Consider the following 15,591-nt stretch of genomic DNA (forward strand, 5'->3'; position numbering starts at 1 on the left):
TCGATTCCCATCACATCCACTAATTAAACCTAAGGCTGTATTAAAGAAATACAGTCTTAGGTTTATTATGATTTTAGAATAAGGTGGGTGAATCTTATTCTTGATATGGAGATAAGAGAGTTCCTTTATTCCTTTCATTGATATCTAGGAAATTATGGTCTTCAATTTCCTAGATATGGGGTGTGCAGAGAGGATTTTCCCCTTTGCCGTATTAAGGAAGGTCCTCAGGAAGCTGCTTTGCAGCCGTCGAAGGAAACCTAGGGTTTCCTAGCGAAAACAAATTGCCGATAGGCAACTTTGTTCATTGGGGTGAATTTCCCAATATGGAAGCGATTGACAAAAAATATGTGTATGTGTATACTTGAACCAACAAAAGTGTATATGATGTGTATGCCAAACATTCTATTTAAAGCAAACACTGTATATACATAATAAGGAGGGGGCGAAATGAAAGTTAAAAACCAAAAAATTGAAGATGCAGTGATAGAGTGCATTATGAATGAATGTTTGGCTCAAAAAAGCAAGAGAGGGAAAATTGTTGGATGTTCTACAGGTGATATAGCGGAACAATTTGGGATACAACGAACAAATGCAAGCAGTATTTTGAACAAGCTTTATACGGAAGGTAAAATATTGAAGATAAAAGGAAAACCAGTATTGTATCTTGTGGATATGGATAAAAAGCATGAAAAGAAACTGCTATCTGAAAAATATAGTTTTGACATGCTAGCCGGAAATGAAGGAAGTCTTAAAAAATGCATACAGCAGGCAAAGGCGGCCATGTTGTATCCACCTCATGGACTACATTCCTTGATTCTCGGGCCGACCGGCGTAGGGAAGACCATGTTCGCAGAATTGATGCACAAATTTGCCATTGAGAATGGTGTATTCAGCTATGAGGCACCATTTGTATCGTTTAATTGTGCTGATTACTGCTGCAATCCACAGTTATTATTATCTCATTTATTTGGTTCGAAGAAGGGTGCATTTACAGGAGCGGATAAAGATCGGACTGGCATCGTTGAAAAAGCAAATGGGGGGATTTTATTTTTAGATGAAGTGCATAGGTTGCCGCCAGAAGGGCAAGAAATGTTATTTTATCTGATAGATAAAGGGATGTATACACCATTAGGAGAGATAGATAATAAGAAAAATGTGGATGTCCTAATTATTTGTGCCACGACAGAAGATAAAGATAGTGCACTTTTATCAACCTTTACAAGAAGAATCCCCATGACTATAATGATCCCATCATTAAGAGACCGATCTTTGAAGGAGCGATTTGAGCTAATTCGTGATTTCTTCAGAATGGAATCCAAAAAAATCGGTAAGGAAATTGTTGTTACTTCAGATGTAATCAAAAGCCTACTTTTGTATACTTGTACGGGAAATATAGGACAGCTGAAGAGTGATATACAGCTAGGATGCGCAAATGCTTTCTTAAAATGTATTTCTAAAGGGGAGAAAAAGATAAAGGTTCATTCTGTAGATTTTTCTGAAAATATAAGAAAGGGAATGCTTAATTATAAAAAATATAGAGAGCAGATGGACGAAATCATTAAAGATGACGCAATATTAACATTTACTGCAAAAGGTATTGAAACCTTCATCGAAAGTGGAGACTATATGCTTCCAAATAATTTTTACGAAGATATAGAAAAAAGGATACAAGAACTTCAGTCCAGAGGAATAGAGGACAAGGATATAAATTTAATCATGACCTTTGATATAGAGAATTATTTTAAAAAGTACATACATAAATGTAATACAAATATTAATAAAGAAGAGCTCTCAAAGGTTGTTGATAACAAAATCATTTCCTTAGTAGAACAATATTTAGAATTTGCATCACAAAAACTGAAAAAAATATTTTCTTCTAAGGTTTTCTATGGATTATGCCTTCATATAAATGCTAGTTTGCGACGCATTAGAAGCAATAAACCTATCATAAATTACAACCTGGCAGAAATTATTGAAAAATATCCTGATGAATATGCTGTGGCACTTCACTTTTCTGGGATCATTGAAAAAAAAGAAAATATCCATATTCCCGTGGATGAAGTAGGTTTTATGGCTATGTTTCTGAGTGAAGACAACATGGATGAGGAAAAGCAGGGCGTAAAACCTGTGGTGATCATCGCAATGCATGGAAAAGCTACGGCTTCATCGATGGCAGAAGTCGTCAATAAATTAGTAGGTGGAGACAATACATTCGCATATGATATGAGTTTGGATAAGAATACAAGTACGGCATATGAAGAACTGAGGGATTTGATCAAAGAGAATGACAAAGGAGCTGGGATCATGCTCCTTGTGGATATGGGCTCCCTTGGAATGTTTGGAGAAATTATCAGTGAAGAGACTGGAATAGAAATACGAGTAGTGGATTCAGTTTCTACACCTATGGCTTTAGAGTGTGCAAGGAAGGCGCTAGCGGAAGGATCTATTGATGTCATATATGAGGTGATTAAAAATAGGAGTCCATATATTATCAATTATGGAACAAGTATGTTCCAGGGATTCAATCCTCAAAAGGATAACATCATCATTACAGTGTGTACCACCGGTGAAGGCAGCGCAGTAAAATTGAAAAACATGATCGAAGAAAATGTAAACATTGAAAATACAAATGTACAGATTATTCCAATGTCTATCAGCGACAAGAAAAATCTGTATAGGAAAATAAGTAAACTATCAAAGGATAAAAAAATAATAGCGATTGTTGGAACAATTAATCCAGATATATATGGTATTCCTTATATATCCGTTGCTGAATTATTTATGGATCAAAACTACAATAAAATAAGAGAGTTAATAGGCAAAATCGGATGTAGCGATCATTGTGATCAAGTGATGGATGATGAAGAGCTATATGATAGCATCTTTGATATGATCGAAAAAGAAATAAAGAGCTATGATGTAGAAACATTCAAAAGACTTTTCAAAACTTTCAGGAGCAATATTGAAAAACAGTTAAACTGTGTTTTGGATAGGGACACATTAGTTGGGTTAATCCTCCATATGTCCTGTGCGTTAGAGCGAATTGTCCGGGATGGCAATACACCACCATGTGAAAGCAGGGATTTTTTCATAAATAAGTATCCTGAAGCGTTTGGACTTATAAAGAATAATTTAAAAGAAATAGAAGACTATTATAAAATCAAGATTTCTCAGGATGAAGTATGTTTTATATTGATGATTATAAAAAATGAATAAAAATTAAAGAAATTTCAGAATTGAATGAAAGTGTATAGCGAACAAAATAATGTGTATATAATAACGATCTATGTGTATAGATTTTCTGAATACAAATAAAATGTGTTTCCCAGTGTATGAGAGCTAAAAGATTTAGCTCTTTTTCTTTTAATCTAGAAACATCTAGATATAAAATAGAATCTATTTTTATTCGCAGGGGTGGATGACATTTCACTTTGTTTCATTCAGAATGACAGAGCTCTGGACTTTCTCAGTGGTTGTCGGGGTCGTCATAATATATATATTTATAAGGACTCACACTTTAAAGTGTATAGATTATTGAACGATGTGTATATACCATCTTGTGCCCCTACCCTAAAGCAACGTTAGAATTAACTTCTAGATAAGCATATTCCTAATATTTCATCCAATCGTTTTCCTTTAGGATAGCTTAATTGTCCTTGGCATAGATATTGCTAATAAAATAATTGAAATTATTATAAATCTAGAAAAGGAGGAATCATACATGAAGATTTTATTAGTATGTGCTGCAGGCATGTCAACAAGCTTAGTAGTCGAGAAAATGAAAAAGGCTCTTGGACCTGGTGAAGAGCATTTTGTCATTATTGCTGAGCCTGTAGAGAAATTTAAGGAAATTGTGAAAGACTTCGATGTCGTGATGCTTGGACCACAAGTCAGATTTAAAAAGTCCGAGTTTGAGAAAATAGCTAAGGCGTATGGCATACCTGTAGATGTTATCAACACAACAGACTATGGCCTTTGCAGAGGAGATAAAATCCTTAAGGCTGCAAAGGAATTATATGAAAAAAATGAAAAGGAGGAATAAAAATGAGAGGTTCATTTATGAGTTTTCTTGAAGAAAAATTGATGCCTATTGGAGCAGCCCTTGGTCAGCAAAAACATTTAGCAGCAATTAGAGATGGAATCATGTCTACGATTCCTTTAACTGTTATAGGAGGCCTCTGTTTGATTGTGGCATTCCCCCCTATTGATCCAGCAAAGGCGAATCCAAATAATCCATTACTAAAACCATTGCTGGCTTGGGCAGCTTGGGCTTCAGCACATATGGGTGCTATATTGACACCTTTCAACATGACAATGGCATTAATGGCGATCTTTTGTGCTTTTGGTGTTGCATACAGCCTTGCAAAATCCTATGATCTTGACGGATTCTCGAATGCCATCACATCTTGTGTAGTATTTCTGCTAGTGGCTGGATCTTCAAAGACAGCCGTATTGATCGAGAATGTACAAAAAGGCGGCGATGCTTTAAACCAGACCATCAGTGTGCTTCCAACAACCTATTTTGATGCAAAAGGTCTTTTTACAGCTATGCTGGTTGGATTAATTACAGTAGAAATTACCAAGTTCTTAGAGCGCAGAGGATTTACGATTAAGATGCCTGAAGGAGTTCCTCCGGCAGTGGCGAGATCCTTCAATTCATTAATCCCCATGGCAGCAAATATGGCCATATTTTATACTATTGTCCTTATTCTCGATTCGACAGTGGGTATGAATCTACCTCAGACTGTCATGGCGGTCCTATCTCCTGCAGTAAGCGGAATAAACACCATATGGGGTATGCTGTTTGTCGTGTTGTTCTGCCAGCTCATGTGGTTTATTGGGATACATGGGGCAGCACTTGTAGGAACCGTAACAAATCCAATATATATTTCTAATATTATGGCAAATGCTTCTGCTAAAGTTGCAGGTCAACCACTGCCCAATATTTTTACTGAGCCGTTTTGGGCTTTCTACATCACCCTTGCTGGTTCGGGTGCAACTATGGCACTGGTGCTAATGATGTTAAGAAGTAGATCCAAACAATTGAAGATGGTAGGTGAGGTTGCATTTTTACCGGGTTTATTTAATATTAATGAACCAGTGACTTTCGGTTCACCTATTGTAATGAATCCTATCCTGGGTATTCCATTTATTCTGGCTCCTATCGCTAACTTGATTATTGCATATATTGTCACTTCCATAGGGTTAGTTGGGAAAGCCTTCGCAGCAGCACCGTGGACGACACCTCCATTTATCGGAGCTGGGCTAGCAACAATGGATTTTAAGGCAGTATTACTTGTATTTGCACTTATTGCAATAGATTATGTTATATACTTCCCATTCTTCAAGATGTATGAGAAGAATTTAATAGAACAAGAAATGACAGAAGTAGAAGCTAAATAATGAAAGTATTTAAAATACTTTGAAATAAATAAGGGTCCCTGTCTAGCACAAGAGGGACCCTAAAAATATCAACAACAATCGGGAGGTACATGACGATGAACGAAATGGAAGGGATCATATTTCAATTGATAACAAATTCAGGCTCAGCCAGAAGCCATGTATTTGAAGCCCTTGAATATGCTAGAAAAAATGATTTTGATAAGGCAACAGAGTGTCTTGAAGCAGCAGGTAATGAACTAGTAGATGCCCATCAGGTTCAAACCAACCTTATTCAACAGGAAGCCAGTGGGCAAAGTGTGCAGGTTAGTCTCTTAATGGTACACGCCCAGGATCATTTGATGACATCTATTCTGGCAAAGGACTTGATTGAACAAATGGTAGAAATGCAGAAGCAAATCTATCAAATAAGTACGAGTAAATAAGATAAGCATGTTTGAAAGTAGGTATCTTCAATCAATAAGGAGGAGTAAAATGGGTGTTGAAAATTCTATAAGATTCCCCCAAAATTTCTTGTGGGGCGGCGCTATTGCAGCGAACCAAGCTGAAGGCGCATACTTAGAAGACGGAAAGGGATTGTCAACAGCAGATGTGTTACCATGTGGCGCGGATCGATTGGAGCGTTCCATGGATACATCAGCAATGAATGCGTTAATGAATAGGATAGAAGGATACTACCCATCCCATGAAGCCATTGATTTTTATCACAGATATAAAGAAGATGTAGCATTGTTTGCGCAAATGGGCTTTAAATGCTTCCGAACATCCGTTGCTTGGTCAAGAATTTTTCCCAATGGGGATGAAGAAATGCCCAATGAAAATGGGCTGAAATTCTATGATGATTTATTTGATGAATTACTGAAATATGACATTCAGCCAGTAATCACCATTTCCCATTATGAAATGCCTTTAGGATTGGTTAAAAAGTATGGCGGATGGAGAGATCGCAAGGTAGTATATTTCTTTGAGAGATATGCTAAATCTCTTTTTGAAAGATACAAAGATAAGGTTAAATATTGGATGACCTTCAATGAAATCAATATTACTGCTCATGTTCCATTTATCGGTGCAGGTATTATCCTTAAAGAAGACGACAGCAAATATCAGGTCATATACCAAGCCATACATCATCAGTTTGTAGGAAGTGCGCTTGCTGTTAAAGCATGTCATGAAATAATCTCCGACGCAAAAATTGGGTGTATGTTGGCCGGTGGACCAAACTATCCGTATACCTGCAATCCAGAAGATGTATTTGAAGCAATGCAGAAAGACAGAATTTCACTATTTTTCGGGGATGTTCAATCAAGAGGATACTATCCAAACTATATAAAGCGTTTTTTTAGAGAAAACAATGTAAATATTGAAATGGAAGATGGAGACGAAGAGATTCTAAAGCAAAATACCGTGGATTATGTGGCATTTAGTTATTATATGAGCCATGCGGTAAGTACATCTCCAGAGAAAGCAGGAGAAGTGAAAAGAAATATATTTGGAGGTGTTAAAAATCCATATTTGAAAGCTTCAGATTGGGGATGGCAGATAGACCCAAAGGGTTTAAGATACATTTTAAATCAATTTTATGACCGTTATCAAAAACCGTTATTCATAGTGGAAAATGGTTTGGGTGCAGTGGATATCGTTGAAGAAGGAGAGGTCATCAATGATGACTATAGAATTGACTATTTGAGAGATCATCTTGTTCAAGTGGCAGAAGCTATTGAAGATGGCGTCGATTTGATTGGGTACACTACCTGGGGGCCCATTGACCTTGTAAGTGTGTCAACAGGGGAGATGAAAAAACGATATGGTTTTATTTATGTAGACAAAGATAATGAAGGGCGTGGGACGCTGAGAAGAGTGAAAAAGAAGAGCTTTAATTGGTATAAGCAAGTAATAGAAACAAATGGAGAATTACTTTTCGAAAATTAGTAGAAAGGAATCAGCTTTGTGAAGTATTGGAAAAGGTGATATGAATAGAGGAGGAAATGTAATGGGAAAAGGGTTAAAAATTGTTACGATTGGTGGGGGGTCCAGTTATACACCAGAGATTGTCGAAGGAATGATTAAAAGAAAACTAGATGGGAGCCTACCGATTGAAGAGCTATATCTTGTAGATATAGAAGAAGGTAAAGAAAAACTAGAAATCGTGGGCAACCTAGCCAGGAGGATGGTTGAAAAGGCGGGAGCAGATATAAAAATTCACCTGACACTGGATAGGCGATCGGCTTTAAAAGATGCGGATTTTGTAACGACACAATTCAGAGTCGGATTGTTGGATGCAAGAATTAGAGATGAAAAAATTCCCTTAAGATATGGTTTGCTTGGGCAGGAAACAAATGGCGCAGGTGGTTTTGCAAAAGCACAAAGAACTATACCAGTCATTCTTGATATCTGCAAAGATATGGAGGCGTTGTGCCCTGCTGCATGGTTGATTAACTTTACAAATCCATCCGGCATGGTGACAGAAGCAGTTTTAAAGCATACAAATATCAAGGTAGTAGGCGTATGCAATGTACCATATGGAATTCAAGCGCTGACTGCCGAGGCACATAAGGTTGATTTGGCAGATGTTTTTATAGAATTTGCAGGTCTGAACCATTTCGTATATGGAAGAAAAGTATATGTAAAAGGAATTGATAAAACAACAGAAACCCTTGAACTATTTAAGCGTTCCGATAGCTTTACAATGAGAAATATACCAGGTCTGGAATGGCCGTTTGAGCTGGTTGATGCTTTAGGAGTTTTGCCATGCCCATATCATAGATATTACTATCTTAAAGATATCATGTTGAAGCATGCAGAAGAAGAAGCTGAGAATGAAGGTACCAGAGGTGAGGTCGTCAAAAGACTTGAAGAACAGCTGTTTGAGTTATATAAGGATCCGGATTTAAATATCAAACCTCCTCAGCTCTCCGAAAGAGGAGGCGCTCATTACAGTGATGTGGCTTTAAATGTTATTGACGGCATCTATAATGATAGAAAGAACATTCAGACTGTAAATGTCAGGAACAACGGAACGATATCCGATCTCTCTGATGAGGCAGCGATTGAATGCAATTGCCTTATTGATAAAAGCGGTGCCCACCCGATTAATGTTGGACATTTAGAATCCAGCATAAGGGGTCTGATTCAGATCATGAAAGTTTTTGAAGAGCTTACTGTTGAAGCGGCAGTGACTGGAGATTATGGAACTGCACTTAAAGCGCTTACGATTAATCCGTTAATTGGAGATTCTGTAAAAGCGAAGAAAGTATTGGATGATATTATTAAGGAAAATAAGGAATATCTGCCCCAATATAAATAAAAAATGAGATTGAAATGCCTGCGTATGATATCGCAGGCATTTCAAAATAGAAAATAAATGAATGCTCTAGGAAAGCGTATTGTATATGTGAAAAGGAGGAAATGAAGATGGAAAAAATAATTAAGATACTAAATCAGACAGGAATTCATGCAAGGCCTGCATCCTTACTGGTAAAAGCAGCAACTCCCTTTTCTTCTGAAGTCACAATAGAGTTTAAAGGCAATGTTTTTAATGCAAAATCTATCATGAATATTTTAAGTGCAAGCCTACAGAAAGATGATGTGATTAAAATAATTGCTAGAGGATCCGATGAGAAGGAAGCTGTTGAAGCATTGGTAGCTTTAGTAGAATCAAAATTTGGAGAATAGTATTCTTTTACGTTGCAGCAAATATCGTATGAGATAGATGTATTTACAAATTATATACAACTTGTTAATATATTACAGTAAGCTTGGTTTATAAAATCTTTCTAGATTGCGTCTTTAATAGATACGTATTAATAGGGAGATTTTTTACTGACGCTATAAAATTTTCGAGGTGATTTGTATATGGTAAGAACAAGAATCATACGTTACTTATTGTTTATTTGTATGTCGATGTGGTTGATGGGTTGTATAGAAAAAGTCGACAAAGAAGTAATTCATTTTAAACAGTTAGAAAATGTTTATGGATTTGTCAATGAATCTGGAAAAAAGATTATTACAATACCCAGTGAACAGGGAACTGAATTAGAAAATCCGCAAGAATTCAACATAGCTGTAGGCAACAATGGGGAAATCATTGAGATTGAATTTGTAAAAAAACAGGAAGCAAACGATAAGGATAATTGGAGGCAGACAATATATAATTTTGACAATATGGAAGGATATATCTATGAAGTAAAGGATGGAGAAGCTATCAAGAACAAAACATATTTTCTAGCAAAGGATGCTATTATCAATCAAGATACCTTGTTTGAGTTGAAATCAACCCAAAATAATGATTTGCAGAATAGTTTATATAAAAATGTAGATGTTGAGACAATCAAAAATATTGAGATTATTAAAAATAGAAAAATAGTAGACAGCAAATTGCTTTCTAAAACTGCTGATAATGGGAAAGTATGCCTTTTTGTTTTTGAGAGAATAGGAGAGGATATGCTGGCAAGTATCGCTTATATTGAAGGAGATCAAGTGATATTCAAGGATTATCCAGCGAAGTATGATAAACTGTCTACCTGGAGAGTGGATGCTGGAGATGAGCCTGGTTTATTTGAGGTATTATTTCTTGCAAATTCAGATGAAGGTCTTTTATTAGGTTTAACATGGGCAGGTCCGGAAGGTGAAAATGCATTTGTTTTGAAAGAAGAAAACGGAGTGTTACAACAAACTGACTTAAAGAGCAGCAGGTACTGGGCGCCGTAACATAAGGAGAATATTATTATCACACTTATGGGTTGAAGAAGCCCCTGGCAAATATATGTTGATGTTGTTATAACTATTCAGCAATTATCGAACGGAGGTATGAGAGTGGGAAAGAGAGAGGATTATATTAACAAGTTGGAGCCTTTGATGATCCTTCCTAGCAGAATTAGTGAGATGGAAGATTTCTTGATTTCGAATTCAAATCTTCCTGGTCCTAGAGGAAATTTGGAATTGGCTGATGCTTTTGCTGATGCTGTAGAATTGACTGGTTTTCGCCAAGATATGTGGAATGATATCCTCACGTGGTTGAACATTACCCCTGAAGAGGCACCTGCTGGGCATCCGAGAGAGTTTCTTCCTTTCTGCGCGGTATTGAGTCTCGGTGCATTATATGGTTTAGTGAACGAAGAAGAAAAGGGAAAGATCGTAAAACAGATACAAGAACGGGCTTGTGATGAAAGATGGAGGACTCGCGAGTCAGTAGCCATGGCTTTTCAACGGATTGGAGAGAAGGATTTTAACAGTGTTAGGCGTATTTTTAATCAATGGATGAAAGAGGCTTCCCTAGTAGAACAGCGAGCTATTTTGGCTGCGCTTGCCCATCCGCCAATGTTAAATAGCAGGGAAAACACAGAGTTTTGCCTAAAAGTAGCAGACCAAATACTTGAAAAACTAGCATGGTTGGATAGATCTGCACGAAAAAAAGAAGAGTTTAAGATACTAAAGAAGGGTTTGGATTATGCCATCAGTGTTTTTGTTGAAAGGCTTCCTTCAGAAGGGTTTGATTTGCTTAAAAAGTGGGCTTTGGTAGAGGATTTGGATATTCAGCGGATTGTAAAATCTAATATCAGCAAGAATAGGTTAACCAAAAAGTATCCTATTGAGGTTAAAGAAGTCTCTGAAATGCTACAGATTTCGGAAAAAAGTGTATAGATAGATAGAATCCCACTTACCATGACTAACAGAAAGAGAAAAAAACCTTTTTAAAATTTGATGCTCACAGACAAAAGAGAAACACAGGAACATTTATAGGACAAAGGTACTAACTTCATATGATTTAAAAGGTCTTTGTAGCATTTTATAGAATGATTACAGTAAAACTTATTTGGAGGTGTTAAGATGGATATAAGTAGCTACGCTGCACAGAATCTATATAGTGTTAAACAGGCGCTCAACATTGCCGTACTACAAAAGGCCATGAATCAGGATGCGTCTGCTGTCAGTATGTTGGTTGAGGGGATGCAGCAAACGAATAAAGCTGTTATGGAGAATTCTATAACTCCCCATAAAGGTGGAAATATTGATATTTCAATTTAGGATAAGGCGCTCAAAGAATGAGTGCCTTTTATTATTATTTACAATAAAAGATTCGGGTTGAGTGAAATTAGAGGGGTTGAATAGGTTAGTGAAATATAGGAAGAAATCATTTATGTGAGAGTGTATAATAGTGATAGAAGTACTGGCAGGGGAGGCTTAAAATGTGAAAGAAACGAATGAAATTCCTAGAGAAATCAAATGGCATGCAGTGAAAAATTGTGATAGACAATTTGATGGAAAGTTCTTCTATGCTGTCAAAACTACAGGCATTTTTTGCCGACCTTCTTGCCAAGCAAAAACACCGTTGAAAAAGAATACACTATTTTTTGATAGGCCAGAAGATGCTGTGAATGCAGGGTTCAGGCCTTGTAAAATGTGCAGGCCTGATATTCATGAATCCAGATATGAGCCAAACAAAGAGCTAATAGCAAAAACAGAGAAAATGCTAATACAGCATTATAGCGAAGGGTTTAAACTTAAAGTCGTTGCTCAAGAACTGGGCATGAGTGAGAGCAATTTAACCAGAGTATTTAAACAATACTATGACATGACACCAAGTGAATATGTAATGAAAATAAGGGTGAAGAAGGCAACCGAACTTTTAAGAGGAAAGGATAAATCTATTGTTGAAATAGCCCATGAAGTAGGCTTTAAAAGCTTGTCTACTTTTTATAAGAATTTTAAAGAAAACATAGGGTGTACACCAAGGGAATATAGAAAAAGAACATGATAGGAGAATTACGATGGGGATGAATGAAGTAGAATGGATAGATTTTAATCAATATATTGAGTTGCAGCTGCCTAGTGAATTTAGTTTTTATGAGTGCTTGGTATATTTGAATCGATCAGATATTGAATGCCTCCATAAGGTAAAAGATGATGGGTTATACAAACTATTAAAGTATGAAGATTCTTATGTTCTATTTAAAATTAATGTTCACTGTAAGAGAATGAGGATTACTTTTTTAAATGTTGTTCCTACATCGTGGGTTAAAGATCAGGTAGCAGGATATGTTTGGGATATGTTCGATCTTAGTACAGATTTATCGCTATTCATTGAAAGTATGAAGAATGATAAAATACTGAGTCTATTAATAAGTAAGTACAGAGGACTTAGAGTGATCAAAATGAACGATCTATTTGAAGGGATATGCTGGGCCATTATGGGACAACAAATAAATCTTAAATTTGCATATACCTTGAAAAGAAAGTTGGTTGAGAAATATGGAGAAAAGTTTAGCTACAGCGGTGAAGATTTTTTTATTTTTCCAACTCCGGAAAAAATAGCACAATTAGAGATTGAAGATCTAAAAGCCCTTCAATTTACACAAAAAAAGGCGGAATATGTAATTGGCATTGCAAAATTATTTGCCAATGGTAGCCTTGACAAAAATAAATTAGTGTGTGAAAAAGGTTATGAAGATTTAGTTAAAAAACTAGTAGCAATTAGAGGTATTGGAAACTGGACTGCAGATTATACGATTATGAAATGCTTTCACTTGAATTGTGCTTTTCCCATTGCCGATGTGGGTCTGCACAATGCTTTAAAAGATATACTAAAGCTGGATGAAAAGCCTTCTTTGCATGAGATTCAGAAGTTCGCCCAGGCGTGGAAAGGTTGGGAAGCATATGCAACCTTTTATATATGGAGGTGGCTATATGATTAAAAAGTTTTATGGCTATTATCATTCACCAATAGGGATCGTAGAAATAATTTGTTCAGAAGATGCACTTCTGTCCGCTATGTTTGTAGATGAAGAAAAGGCTACAAATGAAACAAACTTTATATTGGAAGAGACTGTTATGCAGCTAGATGAATACTTCAAGGGGATTAGGAAAACATTTGATTTAAAGATCAGTTTAGAAGGAACTGTTTTTCAAAAAAAGGTATGGAAAGAGCTGCTTACAATTCACTATGGAGAAATCCTTTCATATAAGGAATTGGCCATCAAGATAGGGAATAGGAAAGCAGTCAGGGCAGTGGGGAATGCAAATGGTAAGAATAATATATCCATAGTAGTTCCCTGTCATAGAGTGATTGGAACCAATGGAAGTTTAACCGGTTATGCAGGCGGCCTTGAGAGGAAGAACTGGCTTCTGGAGCATGAGAAAAAATATAAATAACATATAAAAAATATGATATGATACCAATAGGGTCGATAGAGACTTTATTGGTATCATTTTAAATGGGGGGATGGATGATGAAAATTTACATTTCTGCAGACATTGAAGGTATAAGTGGTGTGGTAAATGGTTCCCACACGGCGCCGCAAGGATATGATTATAATAGAGCCAGAAAATTGATGACAGATGAAGTGAATGCGGCCGTGAAGGGAGCAAAGCTTGCAGGGGCGGCAACGATATTAGTAAATGATGCCCATGGCCCAATGACAAATCTATTGATTGAAGAATTAGATGAGGATGTAGTACTTATTTCTGGTAACAAAAAATCTTTAGGAATGATGGAGGGAATCGATAATACCTACGATGCAGTGCTTTTGATTGGATACCATGCCAGACATAATTCTTCAGGGGTGTTAGCCCATAGCTATTATGGATCAGTTGTATCAGAAGTGAAAGTCAATGACAATGTTGTGGGCGAATTTGAGTTTAATACTCTGGTAGCTGGGCAATACAATGTACCTGTGGTTTTCGTCTCTGGAGATGATGTTTTGTCTCAGCAAGTAAAAAGTTTTCATACAGAAATAGAGACACTCATTGTAAAGCGTGCCGTTAGTAGATATACGGCAGAATGCATTCAGCCGAAAAAAGTACATAGACTGATGGAAGAAAATGTACAAAAAACGCTAACAGAGAAATTAAAATCCATTTTGCCTCGTAGAATAGAAGGGAAAATTGAACTAGAGGTTGCTTTTTCAAATAGTGGAATGGCTGAGGCCACTTTGCTGATACCGGGAGTCATGTTAATCGAACCCAACAGGGTAAAGTATGTGGCCAATGATATGATTGAAGCTTATAAAATGAGGATGGCATTGACTACCTTGGCTGCAAGCACATTATAAGTTTAGTGAGGAAAAGGAGAGGAAGAAGATGATCAAGATACCTAAAAGAATCCGTCTTGCAAACTTACCCACTAGAATAGAAAAATTGGATAGATTGTCAAAAGAACTAGGTGGACCTCAAATTTTCATTAAAAGAGATGATCAGACGGGATCAGAGATTTCAGGAAACAAGATTCGAAAACTAGAGTATGTAATACAGGAGGCATTAGAGCAGAACTGCGACTATTTAATCACCTGTGGAGGAATACAATCTAATCATGCGAGAGCCACAGCTGCAGCTGCTGCTAGGTTAGGTCTTGGTTCCTGCCTTGTTCTTAGAAGCAGCGGAAATGATTCACTAGAGGGAAATTACTTTCTCGATAAGCTTTTAGGAGCAGATATTGAATTCATAACCCCGGAGGATTATAAAGAGAGAAGAATGGAAATTATGGAGGAAATCAAAGCGCGTCTGGTTCAACAAGGACATAGACCCTATATCATTCCAGAAGGAGCATCCAATGGAATCGGTACTTTTGGATACTATACAGGGATGGAAGAAATACTGGAGCAGGAAAAGCAGATGGGGATCATATTTGACGCCATTGTTCTTGCTGTAGGCTCTGGAGGTACTTATAGTGGAATGTTCTTAGCTAACAAGTTGCTGGGACATGAAACTAAGATTTTTGGTGTGAATGTATGTGATGATGCTTCCTATTTTAAAGATCGGATCTATGATATTCTCCAAGATAGCTTTCGTTATATAGATAAGACAATAGACTTTTCAAAGGATGAGATTAGTATAATTGATGGATATGTTGGCAAAGGGTATGCGCTAAGTACAGTGGAAGAACTTGAATTCATTCACTGGCTTGCAAAATTGGAAGGGATTATTTTAGACCCTGTTTATACGGGTAAAGGTATGTATGGATTGGTTAATGAAATTAAGAAAGGGAAAATGGTAGGATACGAAAATATTTTATTTATTCATACAGGAGGGATATTCGGGCTATTTCCCAAGAAAGATTTATTTTTTGAATAAAATGATATGAATGCAAAACCGTATTGGGTAATGATATGCTCCCCTTATAGTAGACAGTTAAAATAATATTACTGTTTAATATGAGGGGAGCTTTACTATGGGAAGAAAATCTGATGTATTGCCTGA

Annotated in this window: 15 protein-coding genes; all 15 read left to right on the forward strand. The window is 36.6% G+C overall.

Annotated features, from left to right (window positions below):
• Positions 1-447: 447 nt before the first annotated feature.
• The 15 genes from HNQ80_RS19560 (at position 448) to HNQ80_RS19630 (ending at position 15,465) form a co-directional block, all read left to right on the forward strand.
• A complete protein-coding gene (locus tag HNQ80_RS19560) occupies positions 448-3,216 on the forward strand; it encodes a sigma 54-interacting transcriptional regulator (RefSeq protein ID WP_184312379.1) in 2,769 nt (922 codons plus the stop codon).
• A gap of 505 nt (positions 3,217-3,721) precedes the next feature.
• Complete coding sequence (locus HNQ80_RS19565; RefSeq protein ID WP_184312380.1) at positions 3,722-4,042, forward strand: PTS sugar transporter subunit IIB; 321 nt, start codon at positions 3,722-3,724, stop codon at positions 4,040-4,042.
• A gap of 2 nt (positions 4,043-4,044) precedes the next feature.
• A complete protein-coding gene (locus HNQ80_RS19570; RefSeq protein ID WP_184312381.1) occupies positions 4,045-5,403 on the forward strand; it encodes a PTS sugar transporter subunit IIC in 1,359 nt (452 codons plus the stop codon).
• A 95-nt stretch (positions 5,404-5,498) separates the two neighbouring features.
• Positions 5,499-5,825: a PTS lactose/cellobiose transporter subunit IIA gene (locus HNQ80_RS19575; protein ID WP_184312382.1), complete on the forward strand. Its 327-nt coding sequence runs from the start codon at positions 5,499-5,501 to the stop codon at positions 5,823-5,825.
• Between the two features lie 67 nt (positions 5,826-5,892).
• On the forward strand, positions 5,893-7,329 hold the full coding sequence (gene ascB, locus HNQ80_RS19580; RefSeq protein WP_334297395.1) for a 6-phospho-beta-glucosidase: 1,437 nt from the start codon (positions 5,893-5,895) through the stop codon (positions 7,327-7,329).
• A gap of 61 nt (positions 7,330-7,390) precedes the next feature.
• Positions 7,391-8,704: a 6-phospho-beta-glucosidase gene (locus tag HNQ80_RS19585; protein WP_184312384.1), complete on the forward strand. Its 1,314-nt coding sequence runs from the start codon at positions 7,391-7,393 to the stop codon at positions 8,702-8,704.
• 107 nt (positions 8,705-8,811) lie between these two features.
• Entirely contained in the window at positions 8,812-9,072 is a 261-nt protein-coding gene (locus HNQ80_RS19590; RefSeq protein ID WP_207727108.1) for an HPr family phosphocarrier protein, read from the forward strand.
• 180 nt (positions 9,073-9,252) lie between these two features.
• Positions 9,253-10,107, forward strand: a complete 855-nt coding sequence (locus tag HNQ80_RS19595; protein ID WP_184312386.1) for a hypothetical protein — start codon at positions 9,253-9,255, stop codon at positions 10,105-10,107.
• 105 nt (positions 10,108-10,212) lie between these two features.
• On the forward strand, positions 10,213-11,040 hold the full coding sequence (locus tag HNQ80_RS19600) for a hypothetical protein (protein WP_184312387.1): 828 nt from the start codon (positions 10,213-10,215) through the stop codon (positions 11,038-11,040).
• Between the two features lie 186 nt (positions 11,041-11,226).
• Positions 11,227-11,424 (forward strand): putative motility protein, encoded by a 198-nt coding sequence (locus HNQ80_RS19605; RefSeq protein WP_184312388.1) that lies wholly within the window; start codon positions 11,227-11,229, stop codon positions 11,422-11,424.
• Between the two features lie 163 nt (positions 11,425-11,587).
• A complete protein-coding gene (locus tag HNQ80_RS26535; RefSeq protein WP_184312389.1) occupies positions 11,588-12,154 on the forward strand; it encodes a bifunctional transcriptional activator/DNA repair enzyme AdaA in 567 nt (188 codons plus the stop codon).
• A 13-nt stretch (positions 12,155-12,167) separates the two neighbouring features.
• Entirely contained in the window at positions 12,168-13,091 is a 924-nt protein-coding gene (locus HNQ80_RS19615; RefSeq protein WP_243183422.1) for a DNA-3-methyladenine glycosylase family protein, read from the forward strand.
• Positions 13,084-13,548 (forward strand): methylated-DNA--[protein]-cysteine S-methyltransferase, encoded by a 465-nt coding sequence (locus HNQ80_RS19620; protein ID WP_184312390.1) that lies wholly within the window; start codon positions 13,084-13,086, stop codon positions 13,546-13,548. The genes HNQ80_RS19615 and HNQ80_RS19620 overlap by 8 nt, the downstream gene beginning before the upstream one ends.
• Before the next feature lie 77 nt (positions 13,549-13,625).
• Complete coding sequence (locus tag HNQ80_RS19625) at positions 13,626-14,447, forward strand: M55 family metallopeptidase (protein ID WP_184312391.1); 822 nt, start codon at positions 13,626-13,628, stop codon at positions 14,445-14,447.
• Between the two features lie 28 nt (positions 14,448-14,475).
• Entirely contained in the window at positions 14,476-15,465 is a 990-nt protein-coding gene (locus HNQ80_RS19630) for a D-cysteine desulfhydrase family protein (RefSeq protein WP_184312392.1), read from the forward strand.
• Positions 15,466-15,591: the final 126 nt, after the last annotated feature.

The organism is Anaerosolibacter carboniphilus (assembly GCF_014205875.1).
Classification (GTDB): domain Bacteria; phylum Bacillota; class Clostridia; order Peptostreptococcales; family Thermotaleaceae; genus Anaerosolibacter; species Anaerosolibacter carboniphilus.

Coding starts and splice junctions, on each gene's coding strand:
- HNQ80_RS19560 (WP_184312379.1), top strand. CDS start 448: ATGAAAGTTAAAAACCAAAAAATTGAAGATGCAGTGATAGAGTGCATT.
- HNQ80_RS19565 (WP_184312380.1), top strand. CDS start 3,722: ATGAAGATTTTATTAGTATGTGCTGCAGGCATGTCAACAAGCTTAGTA.
- HNQ80_RS19570 (WP_184312381.1), top strand. CDS start 4,045: ATGAGAGGTTCATTTATGAGTTTTCTTGAAGAAAAATTGATGCCTATT.
- HNQ80_RS19575 (WP_184312382.1), top strand. CDS start 5,499: ATGAACGAAATGGAAGGGATCATATTTCAATTGATAACAAATTCAGGC.
- HNQ80_RS19585 (WP_184312384.1), top strand. CDS start 7,391: ATGGGAAAAGGGTTAAAAATTGTTACGATTGGTGGGGGGTCCAGTTAT.
- HNQ80_RS19590 (WP_207727108.1), top strand. CDS start 8,812: ATGGAAAAAATAATTAAGATACTAAATCAGACAGGAATTCATGCAAGG.
- HNQ80_RS19595 (WP_184312386.1), top strand. CDS start 9,253: ATGGTAAGAACAAGAATCATACGTTACTTATTGTTTATTTGTATGTCG.
- HNQ80_RS19605 (WP_184312388.1), top strand. CDS start 11,227: ATGGATATAAGTAGCTACGCTGCACAGAATCTATATAGTGTTAAACAG.
- HNQ80_RS19615 (WP_243183422.1), top strand. CDS start 12,168: ATGGGGATGAATGAAGTAGAATGGATAGATTTTAATCAATATATTGAG.
- HNQ80_RS19620 (WP_184312390.1), top strand. CDS start 13,084: ATGATTAAAAAGTTTTATGGCTATTATCATTCACCAATAGGGATCGTA.
- HNQ80_RS19625 (WP_184312391.1), top strand. CDS start 13,626: ATGAAAATTTACATTTCTGCAGACATTGAAGGTATAAGTGGTGTGGTA.
- HNQ80_RS19630 (WP_184312392.1), top strand. CDS start 14,476: ATGATCAAGATACCTAAAAGAATCCGTCTTGCAAACTTACCCACTAGA.